Origin of the sequence: Natronospirillum sp. (assembly GCF_022565775.1) — a bacterium.
Taxonomy (GTDB): Bacteria; Pseudomonadota; Gammaproteobacteria; order Pseudomonadales; family Natronospirillaceae; genus Natronospirillum.
On record NZ_JAIUMC010000042.1, the window covers coordinates 1 to 26036 of the forward strand.

At 59.8% G+C, this 26036-nt stretch carries 20 protein-coding genes; 10 read left to right on the plus strand and 10 right to left on the minus strand.

Features of this window, described 5'->3' with window-relative positions:
- The coding region (locus LAT62_RS09435) for a vitamin B12 dependent-methionine synthase activation domain-containing protein (protein ID WP_293382506.1) at window positions 1-1469 on the plus strand (1469 nt) is incomplete at its 5' end.
- A gap of 243 nt (window positions 1470-1712) precedes the next feature.
- The gene (locus tag LAT62_RS09440; RefSeq protein WP_293382509.1) at window positions 1713-1949 is read left to right on the plus strand and encodes a DUF2970 domain-containing protein; all 237 of its coding nucleotides are present in this window, start codon (window positions 1713-1715) and stop codon (window positions 1947-1949) included.
- Window positions 1950-2334: 385 nt separating this feature from the next.
- Here LAT62_RS09440 and LAT62_RS09445 read toward each other — a convergent pair whose 3' ends face one another.
- Window positions 2335-2457 carry a hypothetical protein gene (locus LAT62_RS09445; protein ID WP_293382512.1) on the minus strand — a complete coding sequence of 41 codons (123 nt, stop codon included), beginning with the start codon at window positions 2455-2457 and terminating at the stop codon, window positions 2335-2337.
- A 266-nt stretch (window positions 2458-2723) separates the two neighbouring features.
- Here LAT62_RS09445 and LAT62_RS09450 point away from each other — a divergent pair, with 266 nt between their 5' ends.
- On the plus strand, window positions 2724-4376 hold the full coding sequence (locus tag LAT62_RS09450; RefSeq protein WP_293382515.1) for a nitrite/sulfite reductase: 1653 nt from the start codon (window positions 2724-2726) through the stop codon (window positions 4374-4376).
- Window positions 4369-4863 carry a DUF934 domain-containing protein gene (locus tag LAT62_RS09455; protein ID WP_293382518.1) on the plus strand — a complete coding sequence of 165 codons (495 nt, stop codon included), beginning with the start codon at window positions 4369-4371 and terminating at the stop codon, window positions 4861-4863. The genes LAT62_RS09450 and LAT62_RS09455 overlap by 8 nt, the downstream gene beginning before the upstream one ends.
- 538 nt (window positions 4864-5401) lie before the next feature.
- Here the strand turns inward: LAT62_RS09455 and LAT62_RS09460 are convergent.
- On the minus strand, window positions 5402-7348 hold the full coding sequence (locus tag LAT62_RS09460; protein WP_293382521.1) for an amylosucrase: 1947 nt from the start codon (window positions 7346-7348) through the stop codon (window positions 5402-5404).
- A 188-nt stretch (window positions 7349-7536) separates the two neighbouring features.
- Between LAT62_RS09460 and imuA the strand changes: the two genes are divergently transcribed.
- The 3 genes from imuA to LAT62_RS09475 are packed head-to-tail and all read left to right on the plus strand — an operon-like array spanning window position 7537 to window position 12715.
- Window positions 7537-8292 carry a translesion DNA synthesis-associated protein ImuA gene (gene imuA / locus LAT62_RS09465; RefSeq protein ID WP_293382524.1) on the plus strand — a complete coding sequence of 252 codons (756 nt, stop codon included), beginning with the start codon at window positions 7537-7539 and terminating at the stop codon, window positions 8290-8292.
- Between the two features lie 42 nt (window positions 8293-8334).
- On the plus strand, window positions 8335-9609 hold the full coding sequence (locus LAT62_RS09470; RefSeq protein ID WP_293382527.1) for a DNA polymerase Y family protein: 1275 nt from the start codon (window positions 8335-8337) through the stop codon (window positions 9607-9609).
- 4 nt (window positions 9610-9613) lie between these two features.
- Window positions 9614-12715: an error-prone DNA polymerase gene (locus LAT62_RS09475; protein WP_293382530.1), complete on the plus strand. Its 3102-nt coding sequence runs from the start codon at window positions 9614-9616 to the stop codon at window positions 12713-12715.
- A 20-nt stretch (window positions 12716-12735) separates the two neighbouring features.
- Here the strand turns inward: LAT62_RS09475 and LAT62_RS09480 are convergent, their stop codons facing one another.
- The 6 genes from LAT62_RS09480 to LAT62_RS09505 form a co-directional block, all read right to left on the minus strand.
- On the minus strand, window positions 12736-13302 hold the full coding sequence (locus LAT62_RS09480) for a DUF3833 family protein (RefSeq protein WP_293382533.1): 567 nt from the start codon (window positions 13300-13302) through the stop codon (window positions 12736-12738).
- Between the two features lie 57 nt (window positions 13303-13359).
- Window positions 13360-13995, minus strand: a complete 636-nt coding sequence (locus tag LAT62_RS09485; RefSeq protein WP_293382536.1) for a CDP-alcohol phosphatidyltransferase family protein — start codon at window positions 13993-13995, stop codon at window positions 13360-13362.
- Window positions 13995-14633: an ATP-binding cassette domain-containing protein gene (locus LAT62_RS09490; protein ID WP_293382539.1), complete on the minus strand. Its 639-nt coding sequence runs from the start codon at window positions 14631-14633 to the stop codon at window positions 13995-13997. Before LAT62_RS09490 ends, LAT62_RS09485 begins: the two co-directional genes overlap by 1 nt.
- 26 nt (window positions 14634-14659) lie before the next feature.
- Window positions 14660-16366: an ABC transporter permease gene (locus LAT62_RS09495; protein WP_293382542.1), complete on the minus strand. Its 1707-nt coding sequence runs from the start codon at window positions 16364-16366 to the stop codon at window positions 14660-14662.
- A 40-nt stretch (window positions 16367-16406) separates the two neighbouring features.
- Entirely contained in the window at window positions 16407-17618 is a 1212-nt protein-coding gene (locus LAT62_RS09500; protein WP_293382545.1) for an ABC transporter substrate-binding protein, read from the minus strand.
- Window positions 17619-17703: 85 nt separating this feature from the next.
- Window positions 17704-18366: a flavin reductase gene (locus LAT62_RS09505; RefSeq protein WP_293382548.1), complete on the minus strand. Its 663-nt coding sequence runs from the start codon at window positions 18364-18366 to the stop codon at window positions 17704-17706.
- Between the two features lie 620 nt (window positions 18367-18986).
- Here LAT62_RS09505 and LAT62_RS09510 point away from each other — a divergent pair.
- Both LAT62_RS09510 and LAT62_RS09515 read left to right on the plus strand, forming a co-directional pair.
- A complete protein-coding gene (locus LAT62_RS09510) occupies window positions 18987-21113 on the plus strand; it encodes a flagellar hook-length control protein FliK (protein ID WP_293382551.1) in 2127 nt (708 codons plus the stop codon).
- 15 nt (window positions 21114-21128) lie between these two features.
- Entirely contained in the window at window positions 21129-21449 is a 321-nt protein-coding gene (locus LAT62_RS09515; protein WP_293382554.1) for an EscU/YscU/HrcU family type III secretion system export apparatus switch protein, read from the plus strand.
- Between the two features lie 31 nt (window positions 21450-21480).
- Here LAT62_RS09515 and LAT62_RS09520 read toward each other — a convergent pair whose 3' ends face one another.
- Both LAT62_RS09520 and LAT62_RS09525 read right to left on the minus strand, forming a co-directional pair.
- Entirely contained in the window at window positions 21481-23010 is a 1530-nt protein-coding gene (locus tag LAT62_RS09520; RefSeq protein WP_293382557.1) for a carbon-nitrogen hydrolase family protein, read from the minus strand.
- A gap of 6 nt (window positions 23011-23016) precedes the next feature.
- Window positions 23017-23835 (minus strand): HAD-IIB family hydrolase, encoded by an 819-nt coding sequence (locus LAT62_RS09525; RefSeq protein ID WP_293382560.1) that lies wholly within the window; start codon window positions 23833-23835, stop codon window positions 23017-23019.
- Window positions 23836-24174: 339 nt separating this feature from the next.
- Between LAT62_RS09525 and LAT62_RS09530 the strand changes: the two genes are divergently transcribed.
- Window positions 24175-25956, plus strand: a complete 1782-nt coding sequence (locus LAT62_RS09530) for an SLC13 family permease (RefSeq protein WP_293382563.1) — start codon at window positions 24175-24177, stop codon at window positions 25954-25956.
- Window positions 25957-26036 lie beyond the last annotated feature (80 nt).

Genomic DNA, 26036 nt, shown 5'->3' on the forward strand with positions numbered 1-26036 from the left:
CCGAAGCCAGCAAGCCCAAGGGCAAGATCCTGATGGCCACGGTCAAGGGCGATGTACACGACATTGGCAAGAACATTGTTGGTGTGGTGCTGCAGTGCAACAACTTCGAGGTGATCGATCTCGGTGTCATGGTACCGGCGGAAAAGATACTCAAGGTGGCCCGCGAAGAACAGGTCAACATCATCGGCCTGAGCGGGCTGATTACACCGTCGCTGGACGAAATGGTGCATGTGGCGCGCGAGATGCAGCGGCTGGATTTCAATATCCCGCTGTTGATCGGCGGCGCAACGACCTCCAAGGCCCATACAGCGGTGAAGATCGAGCCTCAGTACAACAATGACGCCACCGTCTATGTGACGGACGCCTCGCGGGCGGTCTCGGTGGCGGCGAAGCTGCTCAGCGATACCCAGAAGCCGGAGTATATCGCCGAGATCAGTGCCGAATATGACAAGGTGCGGGACCGCAACAAGAACCGCAAGGCGCGCGCCATGATCAGCTATGAACAGGCCATCGACAACGGTCTCGAGCTGGACTTTTCCGACTACACGCCGCCCGAGCCCCGACGCCCGGGCACGCATGTGCTGGAAAACTATCCACTGGAAGAGCTGGTCGATTACATCGACTGGACGCCCTTCTTCATGACCTGGGAACTGCATGGCAAGTACCCGCGCATTCTGGATGACAAGGTCGTCGGCGAAGAAGCACGCAAGCTGTTTGCCGATGCCCAGGCCATGCTGAAAAAGCTGATTGCCGAGCGTCGACTTAAAGCCAACGCCGTGTTCGGGCTCTGGCCGGCCAACCGCACAGCGGCGGACACCATCACGGTCTATACCGACGAAACGCGCCGTCAGGTAAGAAAGGAACTGTTCCACCTGCGACAGCAGAGCCAGAAGCCGGAGGGTCGACCCAACCAGTCACTGGCCGACTATGTCGCCCCGCCGGGCACACCGGACTATATCGGCGGCTTTGTGGTGACTGCCGGCCTGGGCGCCGAGGCGCTGGCTGCCGAATACGAGGCGCAGCATGACGACTACAACTCGATCATGGTCAAGGCACTGGCCGACCGTCTGGCTGAGGCCTTTGCCGAAAAGCTGCATGAACTGGTGCGCAAGAATTACTGGGGCTATGCGGCAGATGAACAGCTCAGCAACGACGAACTGATTCGTGAGCGCTATCAGGGCATCCGCCCCGCGCCCGGCTACCCGGCCTGCCCCGACCATACGGAAAAGGCCACCTTGTTCGAGCTGCTCGATGCACCGGCCAAATCCGGGGTATCGCTGACCGACAGCTTTGCTATGACGCCGGCGGCGGCCGTCAGCGGGTTCTATTTCAGCCATCCGCAGGCCGACTATTTCGGCCTCGGCAAGATCCAGAAGGACCAGGTCAAAGACCTGGCCCAGCGCAAAGGCATGGAACTGCCGACGCTCGAGCGCTGGCTGTCGCCGGTGCTGGGGTATGAACCGGGGTGATTGCGGGCGCCTGATTCAGGGGGCCTGCGGCCCCAAGCGCGGCCAAGGCCGGCGCCTACAACGGAGGTGGTGCCTTGATCTTGTAGGAGGCCACCCCGTTGGCCGATAGCGGCGACAGCCGCCCAATTAAGGGGCCTGCGGCCCCATGCGCGACTCACGTCGCGGCCTACATGACACTGGCAGAACAACCCATCTGACGGTACAGTACCGCCCTGCCCCGCCTGATGATTTGAGAGAGACAACATGGCCGATCAACACGACAACTCCCAACCCGAACCCAAGCGCGAGAAAGGCGTCGTCTGGAGTACCGTCAAGAGTGTTCTGGCGGCGTTTCTGGGTGTGCAGTCAAAGAAGAACTGGGAAAAAGACCTGGAAACCCCCTCCCCGTTGCGGTTCATTTTCGGTGGCCTGATCCTCGGCTTTCTGTTCTTTGCCACCATCTTCGTGATCACCTGGATCATTTCTTCTTATATTGTTTGATTTGGAAGTTGGAAGTTGTGAGTTGTGAGTCGACAGCTGGGTTTAGTCGACAGAAGACTGTAGACAGACGACAGTGAAGGTCTGACAACCCTTGGAGATATGGCAACGATCTTACCGTCTGCGGTCTGCCGGGCCATAACTCGCTGTCGCTCAGACAACTGTCCCGCTGATCCTCCATGGGCTGGCGCAACATTCGGCGGCACCACAAAGATTCGCCTGGCTGCTGACGCAGCTCGGCCTCTGCACCCTCACTGTCAACCGTCGACTGTCTTCTGTCGACTCACAACTTTCGACTTTCAACTTTTTTCTTCCGACTCAAATAAAAAAACCGCAGCCTTTCGGGCTGCGGCTTCAAGGGGTTTGCCTAAAGCTTAACCGACTCTGGTCAGGCTCCGGCCACCCAGAAGATCGCCGTTGCGGCCAGAATCACAATGATTGCGATCGCCGCAATGGCGTCAGCCTGTTCATCAGTAAAACGCGAAGGTTTTGCCATTTCAGTTACCTGCATAGAATGCACTCCCAAAAGATGCTGCGTATGATACTGCGCCGGCCCACAGCGTCAAGCACTGCGGGCATTTCAGACCTCATTGATCGCCCCGACAGAGAACACCTTCAGAGCAGCAGGACGCTCATTTTTTATAACCAGATTCTATCTGAGTATAAGGATTTAATATTTTTTAGTATAAGCAGGGTCTGCTATCCTCTGCGACCAGACTTGAAGGGTGCGTCCAACAACGCCCGACCCTGCCACTGAGCCCAACCCGGAAAGGTGACATGTACGTTTACAACGATTACGACCAGCAACTGGTTGATGACCGCGTTGAACAGTTTCGTGAACAGACCCGGCGCTATCTCGCCGGCGACCTGGAAGAAGCCGAGTTTCTGCCCTTGAGGCTGCAGAACGGGCTCTATATCCAGCGCCATGCGCCCATGCTGCGCATTGCCATTCCTTACGGCATGCTGGCCTCCAACCAACTGCGCAAACTGGCCGATATCGCCGACGAGTATGACCGTGGTTACGGGCATTTCAGTACCCGGCAGAACATTCAGCTCAACTGGCCTGAGCTGGAGCGCGTACCGGATATTCTGGCCGAGCTGGCTAAAGTGGAAATGCATGCCATCCAGACCAGCGGCAACTGCATCCGCAACACCAGCACTGACCAGTTCGCCGGTGTGCTGGCAGACGAGGTTGTGGACCCGCGCCCCTATTGTGAACTGATCCGCCAGTGGTCGACGTTTCACCCGGAGTTTGCCTTCCTGCCGCGCAAGTTCAAGATCGCCGTGAACAGCGCCGCAAGCACCGACCGGGCGGCCACTCGCGTGCACGACATCGGCGTGCAGATCATCCGCAATGATGCTGGAGAACTGGGTTACCGGGTGTATGCCGGCGGTGGTCTGGGCCGTACGCCGGTGATTGGTGAGGTGGTTTCCGAGTTTGTGGAAGAAAAGCATCTGCTGACCTATATCGAGGCCATCGTGCGCGTCTACAACCAGCACGGCCGCCGGGACAACAAATTCAAGGCACGAATCAAGATTCTGGTGCGGGCCATGGGCATTGAGAAATTCCGCGCCAAGGTCGAGGCCGAGTGGGCCCACCTGAAAGACAACGACAGCACCCTGACCGGCGCCGAAATCGAGCGCATGAAGGCGCATTTTTCAGAGCCGAACTATGAAGACCTGCCCGCCACCGATCCGGCGGTGGAACAGCTCAAGGCGGACAGCAAGGGCTTCCGCAACTGGCTGGAGCGCAATGCGACCGAGCACCGGGTGCCTGGCTATACAGCCATTACCCTGTCACTGAAGAAGACCGGCGTCGCCCCCGGAGACATTACCTCCAAACAAATGCGCGCTGCGGCTGATCTGGCCGACCGCTACAGCGTCGGCGAGGCCAGAGTCAGCCATTTCCAGAACCTGATTCTGGCCGATGTGCGCGTGAGCGACCTGCCCGCCCTGTGGGAAGAGGCCAAGGCCAACGGCTTTGCCACCCCGAACATCGGTACTCTGACCGACATCATCTGCTGCCCAGGCGGCGATTTCTGCAGCCTGGCCAATGCCAAGTCGATTCCGATTGCGGAACAGATTCAGCGTCAGTTCGATGATCTGGATTATGTCTACGACCTGGGCAATCTCGAGCTGAACATTTCGGGCTGCATGAACGCCTGTGGTCATCACCATGTGGGCAATATCGGCATTCTGGGTGTCGACAAGAAGGGCGCCGAGTTCTACCAGATCTCGCTGGGTGGCGACTCGGGTCTTGATGCATCGCTGGGCAAGATTCTGGGGCCTTCCTTCAATGCCGAAGAAGTGCCGAGCGTGATCGAGAAGATCATCGATGTGTATGTCAAAGAACGCACGGAAGAAGAAGAGTTTATCGATACCGTGCGCCGTGTCGGCATCAAGCCGTTCAAGGAGCAAGTCTATGCCTGAGTTGATCGTCAATCGCGAGATAGCGACGGACACTTACCGTTATCTGACCGAAGAAGATGCAGTGCCGGCAACCGGTGATGTCATCGTGCCACTGGTGGTCTGGCAGGCTCAGGCGGACAGCTTGCAGGCGCGCGACGGTCGCACCGGTGTCTGGCTGGCCAGCGATCAGTTGGCCGAGGATCTGGATGAGCGGATTCATCAGGCGGATGTGGTGGCCATCGAGTTTCCGAAGTTTGTCGACGGGCGGGGCTTTTCCACGGCCTATCTGCTGCGCAACCGGCTGAATTACCAGGGCGAGCTGCGTGCCATCGGGGATATTCTGCTGGATCAGTTGTTCTATCTGCAGCGGGTCGGTTTCAATGCCTTCCTGCTGCCGGATGGCAAGCCTGCGGCCAAGGGCCTGGAACTCCTCGAGCCCATCTCGGTGCGCTACCAGGCCTCCACCGACACCCCCTGCCCGCTGTTCCGGCAGCTTGAGAGCGCCTGAGGTTCAGGTTGTACGGCCCGCCCCGACCGGTCTGCAGCCTCCCTATGGGGGGCCACTTCGTGACCCATCGCGCACGGGGTGCGCTCCTACAGAGGTGGTGCCTGAATTTCGCAGGAGGCCAGCCCCCTGGCCGATGGCGGCGTAGCCGCCTTCAGGGAGCCTTCGGCCCATCGCGCACGGGGTGCGCTCCTACAGAGGTGGTGCCTGAATTTCGCAGGAGGCCAGCCCCCTGGCCGATGGCGGCGTAGCCGCCTTCAGGGAGCCTTCGGCCCATCGCGCACGGGGTGCGCTCCTACAGAGGTGGTGCCTGAATTTCGCAGGAGGCCAGCCCCCTGGCCGATGGCGGCGTAGCCGCCTTCAGGGGGCCTGTCGGCCCCAATCGCGCACGGGGTGCGCTCCTACAGAGGTGGTGCCTGAATTTCGTAGGAGGCCAGCCCCTTGGCCGATGGCGGCGTAGCCGCCTTCAGGGGGCCTGTCGGCCCCGTGGGCGACTTACGTCGCAGCCTACAGGTTGTTAACGGCGTCAGCCGTGTAGCCGCTATTCCGGCTTCAGCCAGAGGCACTGGTAGGGGCGGATTTCGAGGCGGCCGTCCTGTACCAGGGCGGGCTGGTCGGCCAGCACATCGGTCAGTGGGTCGGGAGAGAGCACACCAGTCAGAAACGACTGCGACACCGCCTGCCCATGCTCGGAGAAATTGGCCAGCACCAGCATCCGCTCCGCTTCCTGATGGCGGATAAAACCGAACACATGCATATTGTCCGTTTCCACGATATGCGTACCGCCCTCGCCCAGCAGATCAAACGCCCGCCGCTTTGCCAGCAATGCCTGCAGGCCCGCATAGACCCGACCGTGCGGCGTCTCCGGCTGCTCACGCAAGGCCAGTTCCCGCTCACCGATGGGTACCCGGTTTACCCAGCGACTGTCATTCTGACGATCGACATGCTGCTCATAGCTGTAATCATTGAGCAGGCCCAGTTCATCGCCCATGTAGAGTATCGGCACGCCACCAATACTGAAGATGATCGAATGCAACATCAGAATACGCTGGATGGCCGACTCTATGGCCTGCTCATCCTGTTCTTCCATCGCTTTTTCCAGGCCTGCCAGTGACGCCAACTGACCCGCGACACGACAGTCACCGGTATCCTCATTTTCCTGAAAGGCCACCCCACGGGCAAAGCTGTCAGGAAAGCGCCCGGTATAGAACTGATTGAGAAAATTGCGGTGGTCATGCGGATTGATGCCCAGTTCCCAGGCAATGTCATCATCAAAGGTCCAGCCGACATCATCATGTCCGCGAATATAGTTGACCCAGGCGCAGTCTTCCGGAATCGGGAAGCGCTCCTGCAGTGAGCGGGTCATCAGGCGAACCTTACGCGTCGCCAGACTGTTCCACAGCATCGCCATCAGCAACGGGTTGTAGGACAGCTGGCACTCATCCCGATCGATGTATTTGACCACCTCATCCGGGTGCACAATGGCCTCGGACTTGAACAGCACCCCGGGAGCCGCCATCCGCGTCGCCGCATTGAAGGCCTGAATCAGCTGATGCGCCTGCGGCAGGTTTTCGCACGAGGTGCCCTTTTCTTTCCAGATAAACGCCAACGCATCGAAACGCAGAATATCGGCGCCGGCATTGGCCAGAAACAGCAGTTCACCGACCATGGCATTGAACACCGCCGGGTTGCCGTAGTTCAGATCCCACTGGAAACTGTTGAACGTGGTCCAGACCCAGCGTTGCATGTCCTCACGCCAGGTGAAGCAGCCCTTGCGGATTTCCGGAAAGATCTCGCGCAGGGTGCGCCCGTATTCATCGGCTTCCCATTTGTGCTCGAAGCAGAAATAGTAATCCAGATGCTCCGGATCTCCCTGCTGTGCGCTGAGCGCCCAGGGATGTTCATCCGAGGTGTGATTGAACACGAAATCCAGTACCAGACAGATGCCCGCCTTGCGCAGCGCCGCAGCCAGATTTTTCAGATCCTGCATGGTGCCCAGTTTCGGGTCCACCTGCCGGTAATCAGAGACCGCATAACCACCGTCACTGTTGGCTTCGGGTGCCTTGAACAGCGGCATCAGGTGCAGATAGGTCAGACCCAGCTCCTGAAAATAGGGAATGCGCTCTTTCAGGCCCTTCAGGTCGCCGGCAAACAAGTCCACATAGACTGCGGCGCCGACCATCTTCTGGTTCCGATACCAGTTCGGGTCCCGCTCGCGCCGGGCATCCTGCCGGCGCAGCGTTTTGGTACGCTCCTGCCAGGCAGAAAAGATGGTGTGCAGCAACTGCTCCAGGTGCCAGAAGAAATCATACTGATCGCCATACAGCCCCCGCAGCAGACTGAACAAACGCGGGAACTGCGCCTCCAGATTGGGCTCAAACTCGGCCCAGTCCTCGGCACTGCTGGCCTGGGCTTTCAGCCTGGGCACCAGACGCTGCAGAGTGTGGGTAACATCGCGCTCAAAGGGTTGCTGTTCTGCCGGGCTCATCAGTCTCTTGTCTTTCCTTCTGGTGTAATGAAATCAACAAGTTGCAACGGTTTGAGACGTTACCACGCTGTTTGGAAAAAATCTTCTTAAAGAAATCTTAAGGTAACTGGCCGGTAATTCTCTTGACCCGAAGAATAGTACTGTATATAAATACACTTACTGTATGTTTAAACAGTGAGGCGTGAGAAATGACTGTACAGCACCACAACTGGCACACCGGGTCTGCCCGGCAGGAACCTGACATCAAGCACTCCAGTGCACTTGATTCGGTGATCGGGCAAGGCCAGGTCTGGCAAGGCCGGCACTGGCCGGCGAACTCCGGGCAGGGCCTGAAAACAGGCCATGCGCAGCTGGATGCCCTGCTCGCAGAGCAGGGCTGGCCGCGCGGAGCCTTGTCAGAAGTGCTGTATCATCAGAGTGGCATCGGTGAAATGCAATTGCTGGTTCCGGCCCTGGCCGAACTGAGCCGGCAGGACCGCTGGATCATGCTGATTGCGCCGCCCTTTGTGCCCAATGCTGCCGCCCTTGAGGCCGCCGGTGTCGATACCTCTCGCCTGCTGGTGGTGCAGCCCGGGTCGGTACGTGATCTGCTCTGGACCATTGAAGAAAGCCTGCGCAGCGGCACCTGCAGCGCCGTTCTGGCCTGGCCACAGCAACTGGAAACACGCGCTGTCCGTCGCCTTCAGCTGGCGGCTGAATCCGGTCGTTCACTGGGGCTGCTGTTTCGCCCCGAGCGGCAGGCCAATGAGGCCTCTCCGGCTGCTCTGCGGCTGCGGGTGGCACCCACCCGGCAGGGGCTGACCGAAGTGACCGTACTCAAGCAACGGGGTGGTTTTGGTCAAGCTCCGGCGCAACTCGATCTGGGACTGGGCCGTGGCACCAGGCACACCGGCAGCGCTGAGGACGCCGACCTGGCCGAAGTCATCCAGGGCCCCTGGCAGTGAGATTAATCCGCCACCCAGAGTCCGGCTGTATGGAGGCTTCAGATGATCTGGCTGTATCTGCACTTCCCTGCCCTGTGCCCCGAATCGGACCTGTCCGGCTCTGCGGCTGAGAACCCCGGCCACCGGACTCTCAAACGTCTGGCCCTGAGAGCTCAGCGCCAGGTGGCGCACGTGGCCCTGAATCCACCCTGCGGCCTGCTGCTGGAGACCGGCAGCATGTGGCGACTGGATACTCCGGAGCACCTGCAACAGACTATCACTGGTGATATGGAAGACCTTGGTTTTGCCATACAGGCCAGTCAGGGGACATCCCCTCTGGCAGCCCGGCTGCTGGCAGAAGCCGGCGGACAACCCGCCGAGCTCACTGAAGACGGCCAGAAGGCCGCCCTGCACAGCCTGCCCCTGCAGGCCTGCGACCTGGAGCCCAAAACCGTCAGCGCCCTGTTGCGTGTCGGCATCCGCCACTGCAGTGAACTGCTGGCCCTTCCTGCCGCCTCCCTGGGTCAGCGTTTCGGACCCACCATTCTGCACTGGCGAGAGCGTTTGCTCGGCCATATTCCGGATCCGCAGGAATGGTTCACTCCACCCGAGCGCTTCGACCAGCATCTGGATCTGAATGAAGACATTGAACATGTGCAGGGCATCCGCTTTCCACTCGGCCGGCTGCTGACAGCGCTGGAAGATTACTGCCGCCAGACCCAGCAGGCCACGGATGAACTGGCGCTGCGTCTGCATCACCGGGAACGCTCACCCACCGACCTGAGACTGGGCAGTGCCACCCCCGAAGCGAGGGCCGCCGTCTGGGAAGAACTGGCGCGCCTGCACCTGGAGCGAGTCACCCTCTATGCCCCGGTCACCGCCCTCAGTCTGCGTTCACGGCGCCTGCAGCCTTATACCGCGCGTGACGAGGAGTTGATGCGCGACCCGGCCGACAGCACAGATGAACCGCGCCAGTTGATCAGCCGCCTGCAGGCACGGCTCGGGCGCCAGGCCTTGCTGCGCAGGGCCTGGCAGGAAGACTACCGGCCGCAGAACTACACCCGCTGGATCGCCGGGCATGAGCCCGGCCATGGCAGACCACCGAACACCCAGACGCAGATGGCGCGCCAGCACCCGATATGGCTGCTGCCCGAGCCCAGACCCGTGCGTCTGCAGCGCCTGCAATTGATTACCGGGCCGGAACGAATTCAGACGGGCTGGTGGGACCTGCGGGGCATCAAGCGAGACTATTATCAGGCCAGACTGGCCGATCACAGCCTGGTCTGGGTCTACGAAAGGCCCGATGGCCAGTGGTTTATTGCCGGCTATTTTGGTTGACCCCATGTCCCCACATCCTTTTGCCGAACTTCATGCGCTCAGCAATTTCAGTTTTTTGCGCGGCGCTTCACACCCGGAAGAGCTGGTTGCGCAGGCAGAAGCACTCGGCTATGAAGCACTCGCTCTCACCGATGAGTGCAGTGTGGCCGGTGTCGTGCGGGCCTGGCAATACCGGCGCCAGCACCAGTTGCAGGTGCGTCTCATCATCGGCAGCGAGTTCTGTTGTGACGACCTCCATCTGGTGCTGCTGGCCACCAACCGTGAAGGCTACGCCCAACTGTCACGACTGATTACCCTGTGTCGACGGCGGGCGGACAAGGGCAGCTATCAATTGCTGGCAGAAGACCTGTCTGTCGAGGCTCTGAGCGACTGCCTGGCGCTCTGGTATCCGCAGGCAGGCAGCACCGTCGACGCTGCCTGGCAGGCACTACTCATGGCGGCCTTTCCTTCCCGCCTCTGGATCGCCGTGAGTCATCACCTGACCAGCGGCGACGACCAGCGAATGCACTATGCCCGCAAGCTGGCGGCCGATGCGGCCCTGCCGCTGGTCTGTGCCAATCAGGTTCAGATGCACAGCCCTGCTCGTCAGATGCTGCAGGACACGCTGACCGCAATCCGTCATGGCTGTACCGTGCAGTCTGCCGGTTATCGGCTGTTCCCCAACGCAGAACGTCACCTGCGCTCCATAGAGCGACTGCGCAGTCTGTATGGCGATGACCTGTTGCTGGAGGCAGCGCAGATTGCCCGACGCTGCACCTTCGAACTGGACAGCCTGAGCTACGAATACCCCGGCGAACTGGTGCCGCCCGGCCTGACGGCCAGCGAGCACCTGCAGCAGCTGACGACAGAAGGTGAGCGCCGTCGCTACCCGACAGGCACGCCGCTGCCCGTGCAGGCCACGCTGCGCCGCGAATTGAAACTGATTCAGGAGCTGGGTTACGAGCACTTTTTTCTCACCATCGAAGATCTGGTGCGTTTTGCGCGGTCGCGCGGCATCCTCTGTCAGGGGAGGGGGTCTGCAGCCAACTCGGCGGTCTGCTTCTGCCTGGGCATCACCGAAGTGGACCCGAGCCGGGCTACCCTGCTGTTCGAGCGCTTCATCTCCAGAGAGCGCAACGAACCGCCCGACATTGATGTGGACTTCGAGCATGAACGGCGCGAAGAGGTTATCCAGTATGTGTACGAGAAATATGGCCGCCACAGGGCAGCACTGGCCGCCACCGTCATTACCTACCGGGCCAAGAGTGCCATCCGCGATGTGGGCCGGGCACTGGGCTACGAAACCGACAGACTGGACCGCATGATTGCACAACTGGACCGCCGGGACAGTGACAACCCCTGGCACCAGCAGTTGCAGCAGCAGTGTCAGACTGAAGGCGACCGACTGGCTGAACGGTTCGTCCGTCTGGTCGGCGAGATCCATGGCTTTCCGCGCCATCTGTCGCAGCATGTCGGCGGCTTCGTGATTGCCGCCGATCAGCTCGACCGCTTGGTGCCGACCGAAAACGCCGCCATGGCAGACCGTACGGTCATCCAGTGGGACAAGGATGACCTGGAAGCCCTTGGACTGCTCAAGGTGGATGTTCTGGCGCTGGGCATGCTGACCGCCATCCGCAAATGCCTGCAGTTGATAGAGCGCTTCTCCGGGCGCCGCCTGAGCGTGCAGGACATCCCCGCCGATGACGCCGAGACTTATCGCATGCTGCAGAAGGCCGACAGCATCGGCGTGTTCCAGGTCGAGTCACGGGCGCAGATGAGCATGCTGCCGCGCCTGCGCCCGGAAAAATTCTACGATCTGGTAGTGCAGATCGCCATTGTTCGACCCGGCCCGATACAGGGGGACATGGTGCACCCTTACCTGACCCACCGCCAGAACCCGCAGGGTGTGACCTACCCCAACAAGGAGATTCGCAAGGTGCTGGAGCGCACCTATGGCGTTCCGATTTTTCAGGAACAGGTGATTGCGCTGGCCATGGTGGCGGCCGGCTTTTCGCCTGGCGAGGCTGACCAGTTGCGCCGCGCCATGGCGAGCTGGAAACGCCACGGCCATATGGATGTACTGCAGGAGCGACTGGTGCAGGGCATGCTCAAGCGCGGGCACAACCTCGAGTTTGCCCAGCGTTTGTGCCGCCAGATTCAGGGCTTCGGGGAATACGGCTTTCCGGAGTCCCATGCCGCCAGTTTTGCCCTGCTGGCGTATGTCTCCGCCTGGCTGAAATGCCATGAACCAGCGGCCTTCTGCTGCGCCCTGCTCAACAGTCAGCCGATGGGCTTTTATTCGCCGTCACAGTTGATTCAGGATGTGCAGCGTCACGGCGTTACCGTGCTGCCCGTCGACATCAACCAGAGTGAGTGGGACTACAGCCTGGAGCCCGACCCGCAGGCCCCCGACAAACCGGCGCTGCGTCTGGGTCTGCGGCAGGTCAAGGGCCTCAACCGGCAGCACCTGCAAGCCCTGCTGGCCGCTCGTCCGGCCGATGGTTTTCCTGACCTGCTGGCCATACGCCAACGGGATCAGCTGTCACGCGGCGACTGGTCGGCACTGGCCTCTGCCGGTGCGCTCAGCACTCTGGCCGGCCACCGCTATCAGGTGCGCTGGGACGTCATGGGGCAGGTCGACCCGACACCGCTGCTGCAATCCGGGCTGTTTCAGGACACACCGCTGGCTCTGGAGGCCCCGGGAGAAGGCGAAGACGTACTGGAAGACTACCACAGCCTGGGTCTGACACTGGGCCGTCATCCACTGGCCCTGTTGCGCGAGCAGGGACTGCTGCGCGGCGTGCTGTGCGCCGAAGCACTCACTGATGAACGCCTCTCTCCGCCCTGCCCGGTCACCGTCTGCGGTCTGGTCACGGGCCGTCAGCGCCCGGGTACCGCATCCGGCGTTACCTTTGTCACCCTGGAAGACGAGACCGGTCAGGTCAATGTGGTGGTCTGGCTCGATCTGGCCCGGCGACAGCGTCAGGCCCTGCTGGGCAGCCATCTGCTGCGGGTGAAGGGCCGACTGGAGCGCGAGAGTGATGTCATTCATGTGATCGCGCACCAGTTGGACAACTGCAATGCCTGGCTCAGTGAGCTGAAAGTCAAGTCACGGGACTTTCACTGAATCACGGGTTCGATCATTCATCAAATACGGCGCATGGTCAGGATGATGTTGCCGACCCGAAAACCGAACCAGCGCATGGTGGTCTCGGCGATCAGAATGTCGTCATCCACCAGATACAGCCAGTCTTCCATGCGCAGGGTCACTTCCCGGCCACTGTCGAGCGTCACCCGCAACCGGTAGTCCATCTCGATGGCGTTGCCGGCATACTCCAGTGACGCCACCCCTTCGACATCGCCGGCACGCCCTTCCCAGACGCCGTCTTCGATGCGTTCGAACTCCCACAGACGATATTCTTCCTCACCGTCCGAGAACCAGAACACCTCATCGAGATAGCCGTACTCGTCATCCCAGTAGGCCTCGATATCGGCAGTGAAGTAGCGTGTTACCTTGCCGGAGCGATTCTGAATGATGCCTTCAGCGACCAGATCGCCATTGAAAAATATCTGCGGGTCAAAGACGGGGGTATTGTCGGCATAGTCGTCCACCGACACCGAACTGCAGGCGGTCAATGTTATTGCAACAACCACAACAAAGCCCGTGAACAGGCGCTGCCGGCAGTCTGCCAGCTTGGATATCAGGGTGGCCATAACGATCCTCTCTCTGCGAGCGCTGCAGCCGGGTCGGCTGCCTCCATGGTTTCCTGATTACGCAGCGGGGTCGTTTTCGGGTTGCTCTGCCGCACGCAGCGTCCGATAGCCATAGAGCAGGCGCATCACCGTGGTGAGCACACAAACCAGGGCAAAGCCTGCGGCGATCTGCGGGAAATACTGCGGCCAGAGACAGAAGGCGGCAAACACCAGAATGGTTTCCGTGCCTTCTGCGATGCCACCCAGATAGTGCAGTGACTTGTTCGGATAGGCCAGGCTCTTGATACGGTGCTTCTCGGCCAGTGCAGCAAAGGCGAGAAAACTGACCCCGGTGCCGACAAAGGACAGCATCAGCACCAATGCCCAGACGGTATTGGACGGGTCCGCCAGAGCGAAAGCAAAGACGATGGCCTGATAGAAGATGAAATCAAGCGTGATGTCCAGAAACCCGCCCGCATCTGAAGGCTGCCCGAGTCGGGCCAGTTCGCCATCTATGCCATCACATAGCCGGTTCAGGGCAATACAGGCCAGAGCCAGCCAGTACCCGTTGAGAATGATCAGTGGCACCGCCAGCAGACCAATGACAAAGCCGGCAATGGTGACCTGGTCCGCTGTCACCCCCCGGACACGCAGCGGACGGGCCAGCATTTTCAGGCCGGGCTTGATGACCGGCAGCATATAGCGATCCAGCATCAGGCAAACCTCCCTTCCTGAATCAGGTAGACCGGGCCGTCGCCACAGTCCTCTTTGTCATGCGTCACCTGCAGTGCAGGCACTGCACGCTCTTGCAACGTACTGAACACCCAGTCGCGAAACTGGTCACGCATGGCCGTATCCAGCTTGCTGAACGGCTCATCCAGCAACACGGCCCGAGGCTCCGCCATCAGGGTGCGCAGCAGACTCACCCTGGCACGCTGTCCACCGGACAGGCTGGCCACATCACGCTCGGCATAGCCCTCAAGACCGGCTAGCGCCAGATACTCCTCCACGCGGGCCAGGCGCTCGCGCCGCGGCAGACTGCTTGCCAGCGCAAACCCCAGGTTCTGACCCACATTCATGTGCGGAAACAACAGATCATCCTGATACAGAAGCCCGATGCGTCGTCGCTGCATGGGCAGGGTCAGCACCGACTGGTCATCCAGTCTTACATCGCCTTGCAGGGAGAAGACCGGATTCAGGTCGCCGACAATAGCCGCCAGCAGCGTGGACTTGCCACAGCCGCTCGGCCCCATCACGGTGGTTACCTGGCCCGGCTCCACACGCAGCGTCACCGGATCAAAGAGTGGCGTGTTGTTGATGCTGACCGTGACCCGATCCAGCTCCAGTACCAATTCAATTCTCCTGTTGGTTGTATTGCTCAGCCCTGCAGCTTCATGCCTTGCCGATGGCGGAAAAACCAGGCCGGAACCAGCAGAGCCAGGGTATAGATCACCATCGGCAGCAGCCACTGAATCAGGGCATAGACACCGACCAGCCGACGGTCACCCCCTCCGGCGATGCTGACTGTTTCGGTCGTCAGGGTAGCAAAGCGCCCGCTGCCCACATACTGGGTAGGCAGATACTGCGCCAGGCTGACCGCAAAGCCGAGGGCCGTGACATAGCACAAGGGTCGCAGCAGCATGGGCCACTTGACCCGCCACAGCGGGCACCATTCATTGCCGCGCAGCAGCATGGCCTGACGGGCATAGCGGTCATCAAAGCTGCGATAGGGTCCGGACAAACTGAGAAACAGATACGGTACCACGAACATCAGATGCGACCAGAGCAGCGTCAGCCAGCGCCCGTCCAGGTTGAACCAGACCAGCACCACCTGTATGCCGAACAGAAATGCTATCTGCGGGACTATCAAGGGCACATAGATCAGCCAGAACAGCTTGGGGCCGGTATAGCCGGGCCGCCGCCGACGCAAGGTGACTTCGTGCTCCAGACAACCGACGACCAGCACCAGGCCAATCACAGCGGCCGCCAGCCCAGTCCACAAGGTCAGCCAGAAAGGTTGTTCGAGTCGTGTCCAGCCGCGCCCCCAGAAGCGGGTACTCCACGACTCGGGCAAGGCATCCGGAAAGCCCCAGCGAAACGCAAAGCTCCACAGGATCAGGACCGCGAAGGCGGCCAGCGCAGAGCCGATCAGCAGCAGGCTGAAACCCTCTGCCGGACGGGCGAACCAACTCAACGCAGTGTGCCGCTGACCGCTGCTCCAGGCCCTGCGACTCCAGGTCAGCCACAGCTTTTCCAGCAGCCACCAGAGCATCAGGCTGACTACCGTGATCAGCAGCAGCAAAGTAGCACCGGCACTACCCGGCAGGCGGCGGAAAATATCCGGATGATTGAACCAGCGATCGACCAGCACTGCCAGCGTCCCCGGAGCACTGGGCCCGACGATCATCGCCATGTCGACCACGGAAATGCCATAGGCAAGCACAGCAAACAGGGGCAACCGCAGCATGGGCAACAGTTGGGGAATGATGATACGCCGCCAGGCCATGAACTCCGAATAGCCCAGACTTCGGGCCATGCGCAATGATTTCTCGACCTGCAATTGCTGCAGTGCTGCCAGGGCCATGAAGATGACAAAAGGGGTTTCCTTGAGCGTCAGTACCGCCATCAGACTGAGCGCCATGGGATCGCGCACCAGACTGAACCCGGGTGGTAGTTCCCAACCGGTCAGGTCCGGGGACAGCAGCTTGATGATCCAGCCGGACGGTGCCAGTAGCGCCACAATGCCGATCGCAAAGGCAGCATGTGGTATGGCCAGCAACCCCGAGAGGCTGCGGCGCAGCCAGCGCAGCGTGCGTGAGCGCCAGGTCAGGGCCAGTATGGTCAGCGCCAACAACAGTGAAAGAAGTGTTGACCCCCAGGCCGACACCAGCGTATGGCGCGTGGCGGTGGGCACACTCGGGTGCTCAAACAGAAACTGCCAGTGCGCGAGTGTCAGGCTGGTCTGGCCCAGTACCGGCAGATAGCCGAAGGCAGGCAACCAGGTACCGACCAGCCCCACCACAACCGGCAGAATGAACACCGCTGCCGTTACCGGGGGAAACCCGCGCAGGATTCGCCTAACCATGTCCGGTCAGCCCATCCGCTGTGTTACAGCAGGTCGCGCCTCAGCGCGCATAGCGCCGCTGCCACTCGTCTTCCAGCATGGGGACCCAAGAGGCGTGCGGTTCCAACAGCACCGCTTCCAGATCCTCATCGTTCAACCCGGCCGGACCCCGTTCGATATCAGCAAAGCGCTGCTGATCTTCGGTGCTCAGCTTTTCCATTGATAACACAGTCGGGTCACCCCATATCTCGATATCCGCCTTGCGTGCCTGCGCCTCCGGTGACATCAGGAAGTTGGCCACCACCATGGCCGCCTCGGGTGCCTGGGCATTGAATGGAATAGCCACGAAATGGGTATTGCCCAACGTGCCCGAGGAATGCACATAGGTGCGCACGGTATCCGGCAGTTCACCGGTCAGAATGGCATTGGAGGCATCATTGGGGTTGAACGACAGGCTGAGCATGATCTCCCCGTCGTTCAGCATCTGCTTCATCTGGGGTGCATCCTGCGGAAACGACCTGCCCTGCTGCCATGCCAACGCATGCAGATCATCAAGAAACGTCCACAGTGGTTCCAACGCGGTGTCTGTATCTGTCTCATCGGCCGGTTGATAGAAAACGTCCGGATCATCAGCCAACTCCAGCATCGCCTGCTTCAGGAAAGTAGTGCCGTAGAAGCTTGGCAGGGCGGGATAGGTCACCCTGCCCGGGTTGTCCTGCGCAAACGCCAGCAGCTCTGCCATGCTGTCAGGTGGTGTATCGACCCGTGCCGAGTCATACATGAAGGTCAGTTGCGCCATGCCCCAGGGGGCTTCCATATTGTCGACCGGTGTCGAAAAATCCATCGTCAGTGTCGGCTTGTTGTCGAAGTCCAGCAGTTCGAAGTTCGGCAATTGATCGGTCCAGGGGTCCAGCAGCAGGCCCTCGTCTTTCATGGCCCGAAAGTTCTCTCCGTTGATCCAGACCAGATCGACACTGCCGCCGCTTTCGCGTCCGGCGGCTCGCTCTGCCAGAACGCGGCTGACGACATCGCCGGTATCACCCACCTTGACGTGCTCCAGATCGATGTCATAGCGCTCGGACAATTCATCGGCCGCCCATATCAGGTAATCGTTGATCACATCAGAGCCGCCCCAGGCATTGAAAAAAACCTGTTCACCCCGGGCCTCGGTCACAATCTCATCCCAGCTCCGGGTATCACCCATCACCTGCCCGGTGATCGACGCCAGCGTAAATGTGACGGCGGCCAGTGCGGGAATCCTGGTTTGCAGCATGTTTCTAATCCTTGTAGCAAATTTTGAGGAATAAACGACGGCGGTTCAGACCTGCTTCGGGCGCCAGAGTTCCCCGCTGCCAGGGTCAATCTCTGTCCCGAACCAGATCAGGCGGCGCAGCGTCGGTCTGCGCATAGGCTTTGCGGGCTACCAGTCGTCCCTGATAGTAACTGTCCAGCCCGGCAACACTCAGGATATCGTGCTCATCGAGCCGCATCCAGCCGCCTTCGGGCAGGGAGTCCACTGGCAACAATACTTCTTCGACAGCACCGATGAGCAACCGAGTGTCGTTGAACCGAATGTGCTGTTCCTCGACCAGGCGCAGCCCAATCGACAGCGGACTCTCGGCAACATGGGGTGCCGGGAAACCGTTGTCCAGGGGCGTCAGACCGGTGGCGGAGAATTCCGACTCGTCCGCAGCCCATTTGGCAGATGCATGGTGCGCCGCGTCCAGCATGGGCCTGCTGACCAGATTGAGGGTGAAGTAGCCGGTCTCCTGGATATTCCGGTAGGAATCCCGACGCACCGTGATCGGGCGGAACAGAACGCCAAGAGCAGCTGGAGAGGCGCCAATGTGCAGCACGGAATTGAACGGAGCCAAATTGTCCTGACCAGACTTGGATCGGCTTCCCAGCAGATGCAGACCCTTGATACCACTGCAAAGATTGACCAGGTGCGCACGGCTGCGCGACGGCAGTGCCTCAAGGTCAGCGGCAGACATCCGAGTGTGCGCAGGGGTATGAGTCATGGGTATCTCCAGAAGGGAACAATATGGTGGAACTTGGGGATCATGCCTCCATTACTCGTCGTTCGCCACTTTGGATCAGTCCTCTTTGACGGCCCATCTGTTACCCGGGTAACAGTTTGAGTTCCCATTGGTAACACACCGACCTGCCGAAGCTGTATGAACTCTGATCAGAAATCGCCTAACCCCTTGCCATGCATACACTTTGTTTTTCTGGCACGGCACCTGCTATAACCAGTGTGAGTATCTGAAGAAGATATGAATGCCCCAAAACAACAATAACAACCGGGCGAAAAACAGTTCCGGTGCCGCCCAAAAACAAGAACAAGGCACCGCGTCAACTGCACGGATCCAAGAACAATAACAACCCGGTACAGTTGCTAACAATGCTCTCGTCGGCCCCTCGGGGCCGACCTGCTTCCTTTCTCGTTTCCTGCTTCAGCTTCGCTTTCCAGCCGTGAGTCACTGGTTGCGCCCGTTCATTGTGCAACAATTATGTATGTCTTGAGGCTGCAGACTCAAGTTTTGCAGGATGGCCACGATGAAGTATAAAAGGGGTACACTGGAAACAGCCTGCTGTATAGCTACTCATCAAATGAGCCGACACTGCGGCGGAGGCCACCATGGCCAAAATTGACGGCATTGGACGCATGCGCCTGCCTCCGGACTCAGGCATTAGGGCACAGCCCCATTCCGAGCGCGAGAGAGCCACGTCCGAGCCCCTCAAGCGCGCGCTTACCGATTGGTTTCAGGCGGTTCGGCAGGGCCGTGAGGGCAGCACAGACCCCGCACTGACGGATGCGTTGCGCAATATACTGGCCGATCGAGTACAGCGTGGAGAACCGGTACCGCGTTTTTTGCCTTTGCAGGTGCTGTCCAGTCTGGAGCCCGGCAAGAATGGCCTGCCACGATTTCAGGTACAACTGGGCCAGTCGCTGCTTGAATTGACCAGCCGGGCCAACCTGCAACCCGGGCAAACGCTGGTCATGGCCGCCAGCGATCGCGGCCCCATTGTTCTGGTGCCCAAGACCCCCGAGCAATTCCGTCTGGTGGATGCACTGGTGCAGCGCCAGCAACTGTCCCTGCTGCCGGCGGTACAGCGGCAGGTCTCACTGAACCCGGTGCAGGCATGGCTCAATCAGAGTCCGGCCCATGCCACTCAGGCACCAACGGCGCCTCCAAATCAGGCCAGCGCCCCACAGCCGCCGGGTGCTCCGGTTACGGTGCCTGCCAGCCCCCTGAGTCCCGTCGCCTCCGCAGCGCTGCAGTCAGGCTCGGTGACACCCGCGGCCAGTTGGATGGCGCAACTGTTGCCTGTCGTTCTGCAGGCCTGGCAGTCTGCCCTGCCTGGTGTCAATGCCACCGACACCCTGGGCACGCGACTCGCTGCTGCCGCACCGTCATTGCCCGGCATGCCGGCTGGTGCCTCGCCGGTTCCGGCCACTGCATCCGATGCAGGTGCCCGGCCGTCAGCCCAGGCAACACCCAATGAGCAACGCCTGCAGTTGAGTCAGCATTGGATCCCGCAACTGATCGAAACAGCCCGTCGTGACTATGGCAGTGCCACCCCGGAGACGGTGCGTCAGGTCTGGCAGAACTGGCAGCAGGGCGCGACAAGCCGGTTGCAGACCACCCCGATGCCCGACCTGTCAAGAGTTCCTCTGTCCCCGGCTGATACCGGCGGGCGCACATCGGCCCCTGTTCCCGTGCCCTTGCTGAATGCCGGCGCCACACCACTGACCACTGCCAATCCACTCACTGCCGGAACAGCTACAGCAGCAGGTTCAGAGTCAACCTTGGCGCGCCCAACGGCTTCCGTACCGGCACCAGGCACCACCACCTCGGCAGCGCCAGCCAGTGCAGGAGGAGCGCCGTCTGCCACACCAACGACCGGCAATGCAGGCGCAGAGACCACGCTCAATCCAGCTCAACTGGTACCGATTTTGCGCGCAGCAATGAGGGCACCGACAGAGGCCGCAACAACACCGACACAGCGCAGTGAACCGCAAGCGCTGCCTGCTGATGTCTGGCGCGTGATTGCCGAGCAGGTTCTGGATCAGCGCCTGCAACAGCTCGGTCAGAGTGGCCACCCGAGCCTGCAGGAGCAACTGCAGCGACGGGCTGATCAGTTGCGCAGCCAGCGCACCATGACCTATTCACCGGAACAACTGCGTCAGAAACTGGGCCAGCGTACCGCCAGCGCCGGCGATACGACAGGCGGCACCCAGAGTGCCCAGCAGCAGGAGCAGCAGACCCTGATGCAACTCCGCCAGACGCTTGAGCAGGCTGGGCAACAGCAATTGGTGCGGGCCCTGCAGAGCATTCTGCCCGACAACCCGGCCGAGCCAGCGCGCCTTGTGCAAGGCATACCGGTCATGTCGGATCAGCAACTGCTCTGGTTTGAACTGGAGCGCCACCGGCCACATGACGAGGACGAGGCCGGAGAAGAGCCGGCATCAAGCAACCAGTGGGTACTGGATTTGCATTTTCATCTGCCCCCACTGGCGCCCGTCTGCGCGCGCCTGCACTGGCAGGGCGAAACGGCCGAGCTGACGTTTCTGACCAATGACACGCCGACATTGCGCCTGTTCCACAATCATCTGGAGGGGCTGCAGCAGCGCCTGGAAGACCTGGCGCTGCCAGTGGAGGAAGTTCAGTGCCGCTATGGCTTGCCACGCCGCAAAGGTCGGTCGGGTAGCTCAGACCAGATGCCGCCATCCGCGCTGCATCAGATTGATGTGCACACATGAGGGGGCTTCAGGATCATGAGTGACCGCAAAGAATCCGCCGCCGTTGCGTTGCACTATGATGGAGAGAAGGCGCCGACCGTGCTTGCCTCGGGTCAGGCTGAGCTGGCCGAGGAGATTCTGGCGATTGCCCGTGAGCATGAGATCCCGATCTATGAAAACCCCGACCTGGTCAACCTGCTGACGACGCTGTCAGTCGGGGAGGAAATCCCGCCGGAACTCTACCGCATCATTGCCGAAATCATCGCCTTCGCCTTCCACATCAGAGGCATAGTACCGGAAGGCTTCCAGCCAGAGGCCGTGTCCGAACTGGGGCCCTACAAGGGAACCTCCGAGTAGTTTCCCCCCGGGGAATCACTCTGAGGCCCCATTAGACCTTGTTCAACCAGCGCACGTCATACAGATCAGGCCGCCGATGCTTGAGGTTGGTCACCGACCCCTCGTTATGCAGCACTTTCAGCTTGTCCAGATCAAGATCGGAGAACATCAGCATTTCCGTGTTCGGCGTGGTTTCTGAGAGCACGGCATCATGCGGGAACGCGAAGTCTGATGGCGAGAACACTGATGACTGGGCATACTGGACATCCAGACTGTCGACGCTGGGCAGGTTACCGACACTGCCGACAATGGCCACGTAGCATTCATTTTCGATGGCTCTGGCCTGGGCACACTGCCGAACTCTAAGGTAGCCGTTTTTCGTGTCTGTCCAGAAGGGAACGAACAGTATCTCCAGCCGCTGATCGGCCATCACCCGCCCCAGTTCCGGGAACTCGACGTCATAGCAGATCAAGATACCCACCCGACCCGCATCGGTTTCGAATACCTTGAGCTGGTCGCCGCCTTCTATCACCCAGTCATTGCGCTCATGGGGTGTAATGTGAATCTTGCGCTGTTCTTCCCAGGTGCCGTCACGCCGGCAGAGGTAGGACACATTGAACACCCGATCGTCTTCCAGCAAGGGCATGGAGCCGGAGATGATGTTGATGTTGTAGGCCACTGCCATGCGCGACATTTCATTGCGAAACTGCTCGGTAAAGTCGGCCAGAAACCGAATCGCTTCGGTCTGACTGTCATGTTCCCTCAGGCCCATCAGCGGCGCATTGAAGAATTCCGGAAATACCGCGAAATCACTCTGATAATCCGACAGGGCATCGACGAAATACTCCACCTGATGCAGCATTTCCTCGGCCGACTGAACGGCACGCATCTGCCATTGAACAGCCCCCAGACGTACACTCGACTTTCGCGTGTCCACCACGGCCTGCTCGGGCTCGTAGAATATATTGTTCCACTCGAGCAGAGTGGCATAGCCCGCCGACTCATCGTCTTCGGGCAGGTATTTGCGCAGCAGCCGCTTGACCTGAAAGTCATTGCTGAGCTGGAAGCTGAGTATAGGGTCGTGCAACTCCTTGCGACTGACCGCCTCGATATACTCTGCCGGCGACATGTTGCTGCGGTGCTGGTGGTATTCGGGAATCCGTCCACCCGCCAGAATGGCGCGCAGGTTGTATTGGCGGCAAAGTTCCTTGCGCGCATCATAGAGTCGACGGCCCAGACGATATCCACGGTAATCTTCGTCGATCAGCACATCCAGGCCATACAGGGCATCGCCCTCGGCCTGACCCTGAATACGTTCCTTGCTGTCGACAATGTCGTCGTAGGTATGAGGGTTGCTGAACCGGTTGTAATCGACCAGCACGGTCAATGCCACGCCGATAAGTTGATCACTGTCTTCGATACCCAGCTGCCCTTCCGGAAACTCGCGGATCAACTGCTCGATGGTATGTTTTGGCCAGGCACCGCCGAGATCGGTATAGACCTGATTCATCAGTGCTTCGATCTGTGGATAATCCGAGAGCTGCAGATTGCGCAGATTCAGGTGTAGATCATCATGCTCCATAAACTGTCAGGCGCTTGCCTGCTCCCGTAGCAGAGTCGCATCCAGGTAATCCGCGATGGCATCACTGTCACAGTCGCCAATGACCGTGTTGGCCGCCTCCTTCAGGGGTTCGACCGCATTGCCCATGGCCACCGCAACGCCAGCCATTTCCATCAGTCTCAGGTCGGGCATTTCATCAGCAAACACCAGCATCTCGGAAGGGTGTATCTGCAAACGCTTCAATACGGTCACAACGGTGGTGGACTTGTCGATGGCCTTGGGCACGATGTTCACTACCGTGTTTTCAAGGGCAGGAATAAAGCTGTACTCGGGATAATCACCCGACCACTCGAGCAAGGCGTTTAGCGGCTGTCCCTGCCCGTCAGCCGTTACCTTGCTGATCCAGCCATAGTCTATCTGCTCAATGGTCTTTAGCATTGAGAAATCAGCATGCTGTTTCTTGCGCAGTTCTTCGTCACTGTATTCACGGTTGGTGGCGAAATCTTCGCCCCAGCACTCTGCGGTGATCTGTACCGGTGGTTCGGCATCCCGTAACCGCTTGATCAGCTTGCGCGCTGTCAGCCCCATACAGGACATTTGCCACTGGTGCCCACGAGTGAACTCATGCACCACGGCACCATTCAACGTAATCAGCGTACACCGCTGCAGCAGCGCCTCGGGAACAAAACTGCGCACGGCGCGCACAGGTCGACTGGTGGCAATAATCAGCTGAAAGCCCTTGTCATGGGCACGCACCAGACTGTCCAGTGTTCTGGGTCGAACCGTCTTGTCACGAGTCAACAGCGTAAAGTCCAGATCGAGGACAATGGCTCGGATGTCAGACATACATTCTCCTGCCGGATACGTCATCTGCTGCTGTGCTGTTGGATTTAAGCTTATGATCGCACAGTGCTCAGTATCCGCGATTGGCTAGCACTCTTCTCAATATTGCCATTTTGTCATATTGCCTGGCACTAGGCCAGATGATGCCATCGACACTCGTGGCACACCTGTCCGCCCTAATAACAAAATCATATAACTCATAAGTTTTTAATATTTTAACTTTACTACTCAGTGCTCTAGGCTCTCTGCTTCGGTAAATTCCCGGCCGGCCAGCCACGTACTCGATCCGTCGAAACGTGACCCCTGCCCGAGAGTTCCACAATTGCGGAATCGGTAGTCTCTATGACCTGGCAAGCCCTGCTGACAATGTTGGTGATCCTGAGTGTGCTTGGCACCATGATCACCACGCGAATCGCGCCTCACTGGATCATGATGGCGGCACTGACCGTTCTCAGTGCTGCCGGCGTGGTGTCGGCAGATCAGGCCCTGGCCGGTTTCAGCAACCCGGGGTTGATCACCGTGGCCGCCATGTTCATTATCGCCGCCGGCATGTATCAATCCGGCGCCATTGATCAACTGGTCCGCCATGCGCTAGGACATCCCAAAAGTCTGCGCCAAGCCTTGCTGCGCATTTTTCTTCCGGTTATCTCGCTCAGTGGGTTTCTCAATAACACGCCGGTGGTGGCCACCATGATTCCGGCCATCCGGTCCTGGTCGAAAAAGGTTCACATTGCACCTTCTCGCCTGCTGATGCCCTTGAGCTACGCGGCCATTCTGGGCGGCACACTGACGTTGATCGGTACCAGCACCAACCTGATCGTCAACGGACAGTATCAGGCGCTCACCGGGGCGGACGGGTTCTCCATATTCAGCATTACCTGGATAGGCCTGCCAGTGGCAGCGGTCGGCGGTTTTTTCATGTGGCTGTTCTTTCCCCGCCTGCTGCCTGATCGACAGAACCGGGAGCTGATCGAGTCGGTTCGGGAATTCACCATTGAAGTGCGCGTTGACCCGCTGGGCCCTCTGGTAGGCAAGAGTGTGGCAGCAGCAGGTCTGCGCCATCTGCAGCAGCTGTATCTGGTGGAAATAGAGCGTGATGACCGGGTGGTGACTGCCGTCCCGTCAGAAGAGCGCCTGCAGGGCGACGATACTCTGGTGTTTGCGGGGCAAACTGAAGCGATCACCGAACTGCTGCGTATTCCCGGCATCCGCCCGGCCAGTGAAATTGCACCGGGCAGCACCCTGACCAAGGATCGTGAAGAACGGCGCCTGGTGGAAGCCGTGGTTTCGCCCAATTGTGACGGTATCGGTCAGACCATCCGCGATTCGCGCTTTCACGATCGCTACGGTGCCATCGTGTTGGCCGTGGCGCGCAACGGTAAACGGCTGGACGGCAATCTGGGGCAGATCAAGCTGGCTGCCGGTGATGTTTTGTTGCTGGAAGCCCGCCCGGCTTTTGTCAGTCGCCAGCGCTATCAGCGTGATTTCCTGCTGATCAACGATCTGCAAGAGCAGTCGCCACAGCATGATCGGCATCGAGTGGCCTGGGCCATTCTATTCGGGGTGGTGCTAAGTGCGGCGATCGGACTGACTTCGATGCTGAATGCGGCTCTTGTCGGCGCCGGCTTGATGATCGCATTGAATTGCTGTTCATTCGCGCAGGCCCAGCGCAGCCTTGATCTGTCGGTGATTATTACCATCGGCGCTTCTTTTGCCCTGGGTAATGCAATGCTGGAGACCGGCCTGGCACAAGAGCTTGCGGTCTGGACCATCGAGACCAGCTCCGGCAAGCCCTGGTTGCTGTTGATTCTGACCTATCTGGTCGTCTCCCTGCTGACCGAGAGCATCACCAACAATGCGGCGGCAATTCTGATGCTGCCGATTGTTCTGTCGGTCACCGGGGAGGCGGGGCTGAATCCGGAGCCTTTCGTGTTTGCCATCATGATGGCGGCCTCGGCCAGTTTTGCCACGCCGCTGGGCTATCAGACCAATCTGATGGTATACGGGCCGGGCAACTACCGGTTTACCGACTTTCTGCGCCTGGGGCTGCCGATGAACCTGATTGCCGGGGTGACTGCGGTATCGCTGATTCTGTGGCGGATGCCGTTGGTAGCGGTTGTGTAGCCACAAGCTTGCTGTGCTTATAGGTACCGTCGCCACGCTCGGGTACATACCTGTGAGACACGCAAAATACGTCATCCCTG

Bases quoted from the DNA above. Each gene is read 5' to 3' on its own strand.
- LAT62_RS09455 (WP_293382518.1), top strand. From the start codon at position 4,369: ATGCCTGAGTTGATCGTCAATCGCGAGATAGCGACGGACACTTACCGT.
- LAT62_RS09520 (WP_293382557.1), bottom strand. From the start codon at position 23,010: ATGGAGCATGATGATCTACACCTGAATCTGCGCAATCTGCAGCTCTCG.
- imuA (WP_293382524.1), top strand. From the start codon at position 7,537: ATGACTGTACAGCACCACAACTGGCACACCGGGTCTGCCCGGCAGGAA.
- LAT62_RS09445 (WP_293382512.1), bottom strand. From the start codon at position 2,457: ATGCAGGTAACTGAAATGGCAAAACCTTCGCGTTTTACTGATGAACAG.
- LAT62_RS09495 (WP_293382542.1), bottom strand. From the start codon at position 16,366: ATGGTTAGGCGAATCCTGCGCGGGTTTCCCCCGGTAACGGCAGCGGTG.
- LAT62_RS09515 (WP_293382554.1), top strand. From the start codon at position 21,129: ATGAGTGACCGCAAAGAATCCGCCGCCGTTGCGTTGCACTATGATGGA.
- LAT62_RS09460 (WP_293382521.1), bottom strand. From the start codon at position 7,348: ATGAGCCCGGCAGAACAGCAACCCTTTGAGCGCGATGTTACCCACACT.
- LAT62_RS09450 (WP_293382515.1), top strand. From the start codon at position 2,724: ATGTACGTTTACAACGATTACGACCAGCAACTGGTTGATGACCGCGTT.
- LAT62_RS09485 (WP_293382536.1), bottom strand. From the start codon at position 13,995: ATGCTGGATCGCTATATGCTGCCGGTCATCAAGCCCGGCCTGAAAATG.
- LAT62_RS09500 (WP_293382545.1), bottom strand. From the start codon at position 17,618: ATGCTGCAAACCAGGATTCCCGCACTGGCCGCCGTCACATTTACGCTG.
- LAT62_RS09530 (WP_293382563.1), top strand. From the start codon at position 24,175: ATGACCTGGCAAGCCCTGCTGACAATGTTGGTGATCCTGAGTGTGCTT.
- LAT62_RS09525 (WP_293382560.1), bottom strand. From the start codon at position 23,835: ATGTCTGACATCCGAGCCATTGTCCTCGATCTGGACTTTACGCTGTTG.
- LAT62_RS09510 (WP_293382551.1), top strand. From the start codon at position 18,987: ATGGCCAAAATTGACGGCATTGGACGCATGCGCCTGCCTCCGGACTCA.
- LAT62_RS09440 (WP_293382509.1), top strand. From the start codon at position 1,713: ATGGCCGATCAACACGACAACTCCCAACCCGAACCCAAGCGCGAGAAA.
- LAT62_RS09480 (WP_293382533.1), bottom strand. From the start codon at position 13,302: ATGGCCACCCTGATATCCAAGCTGGCAGACTGCCGGCAGCGCCTGTTC.
- LAT62_RS09475 (WP_293382530.1), top strand. From the start codon at position 9,614: ATGTCCCCACATCCTTTTGCCGAACTTCATGCGCTCAGCAATTTCAGT.
- LAT62_RS09470 (WP_293382527.1), top strand. From the start codon at position 8,335: ATGATCTGGCTGTATCTGCACTTCCCTGCCCTGTGCCCCGAATCGGAC.
- LAT62_RS09505 (WP_293382548.1), bottom strand. From the start codon at position 18,366: ATGACTCATACCCCTGCGCACACTCGGATGTCTGCCGCTGACCTTGAG.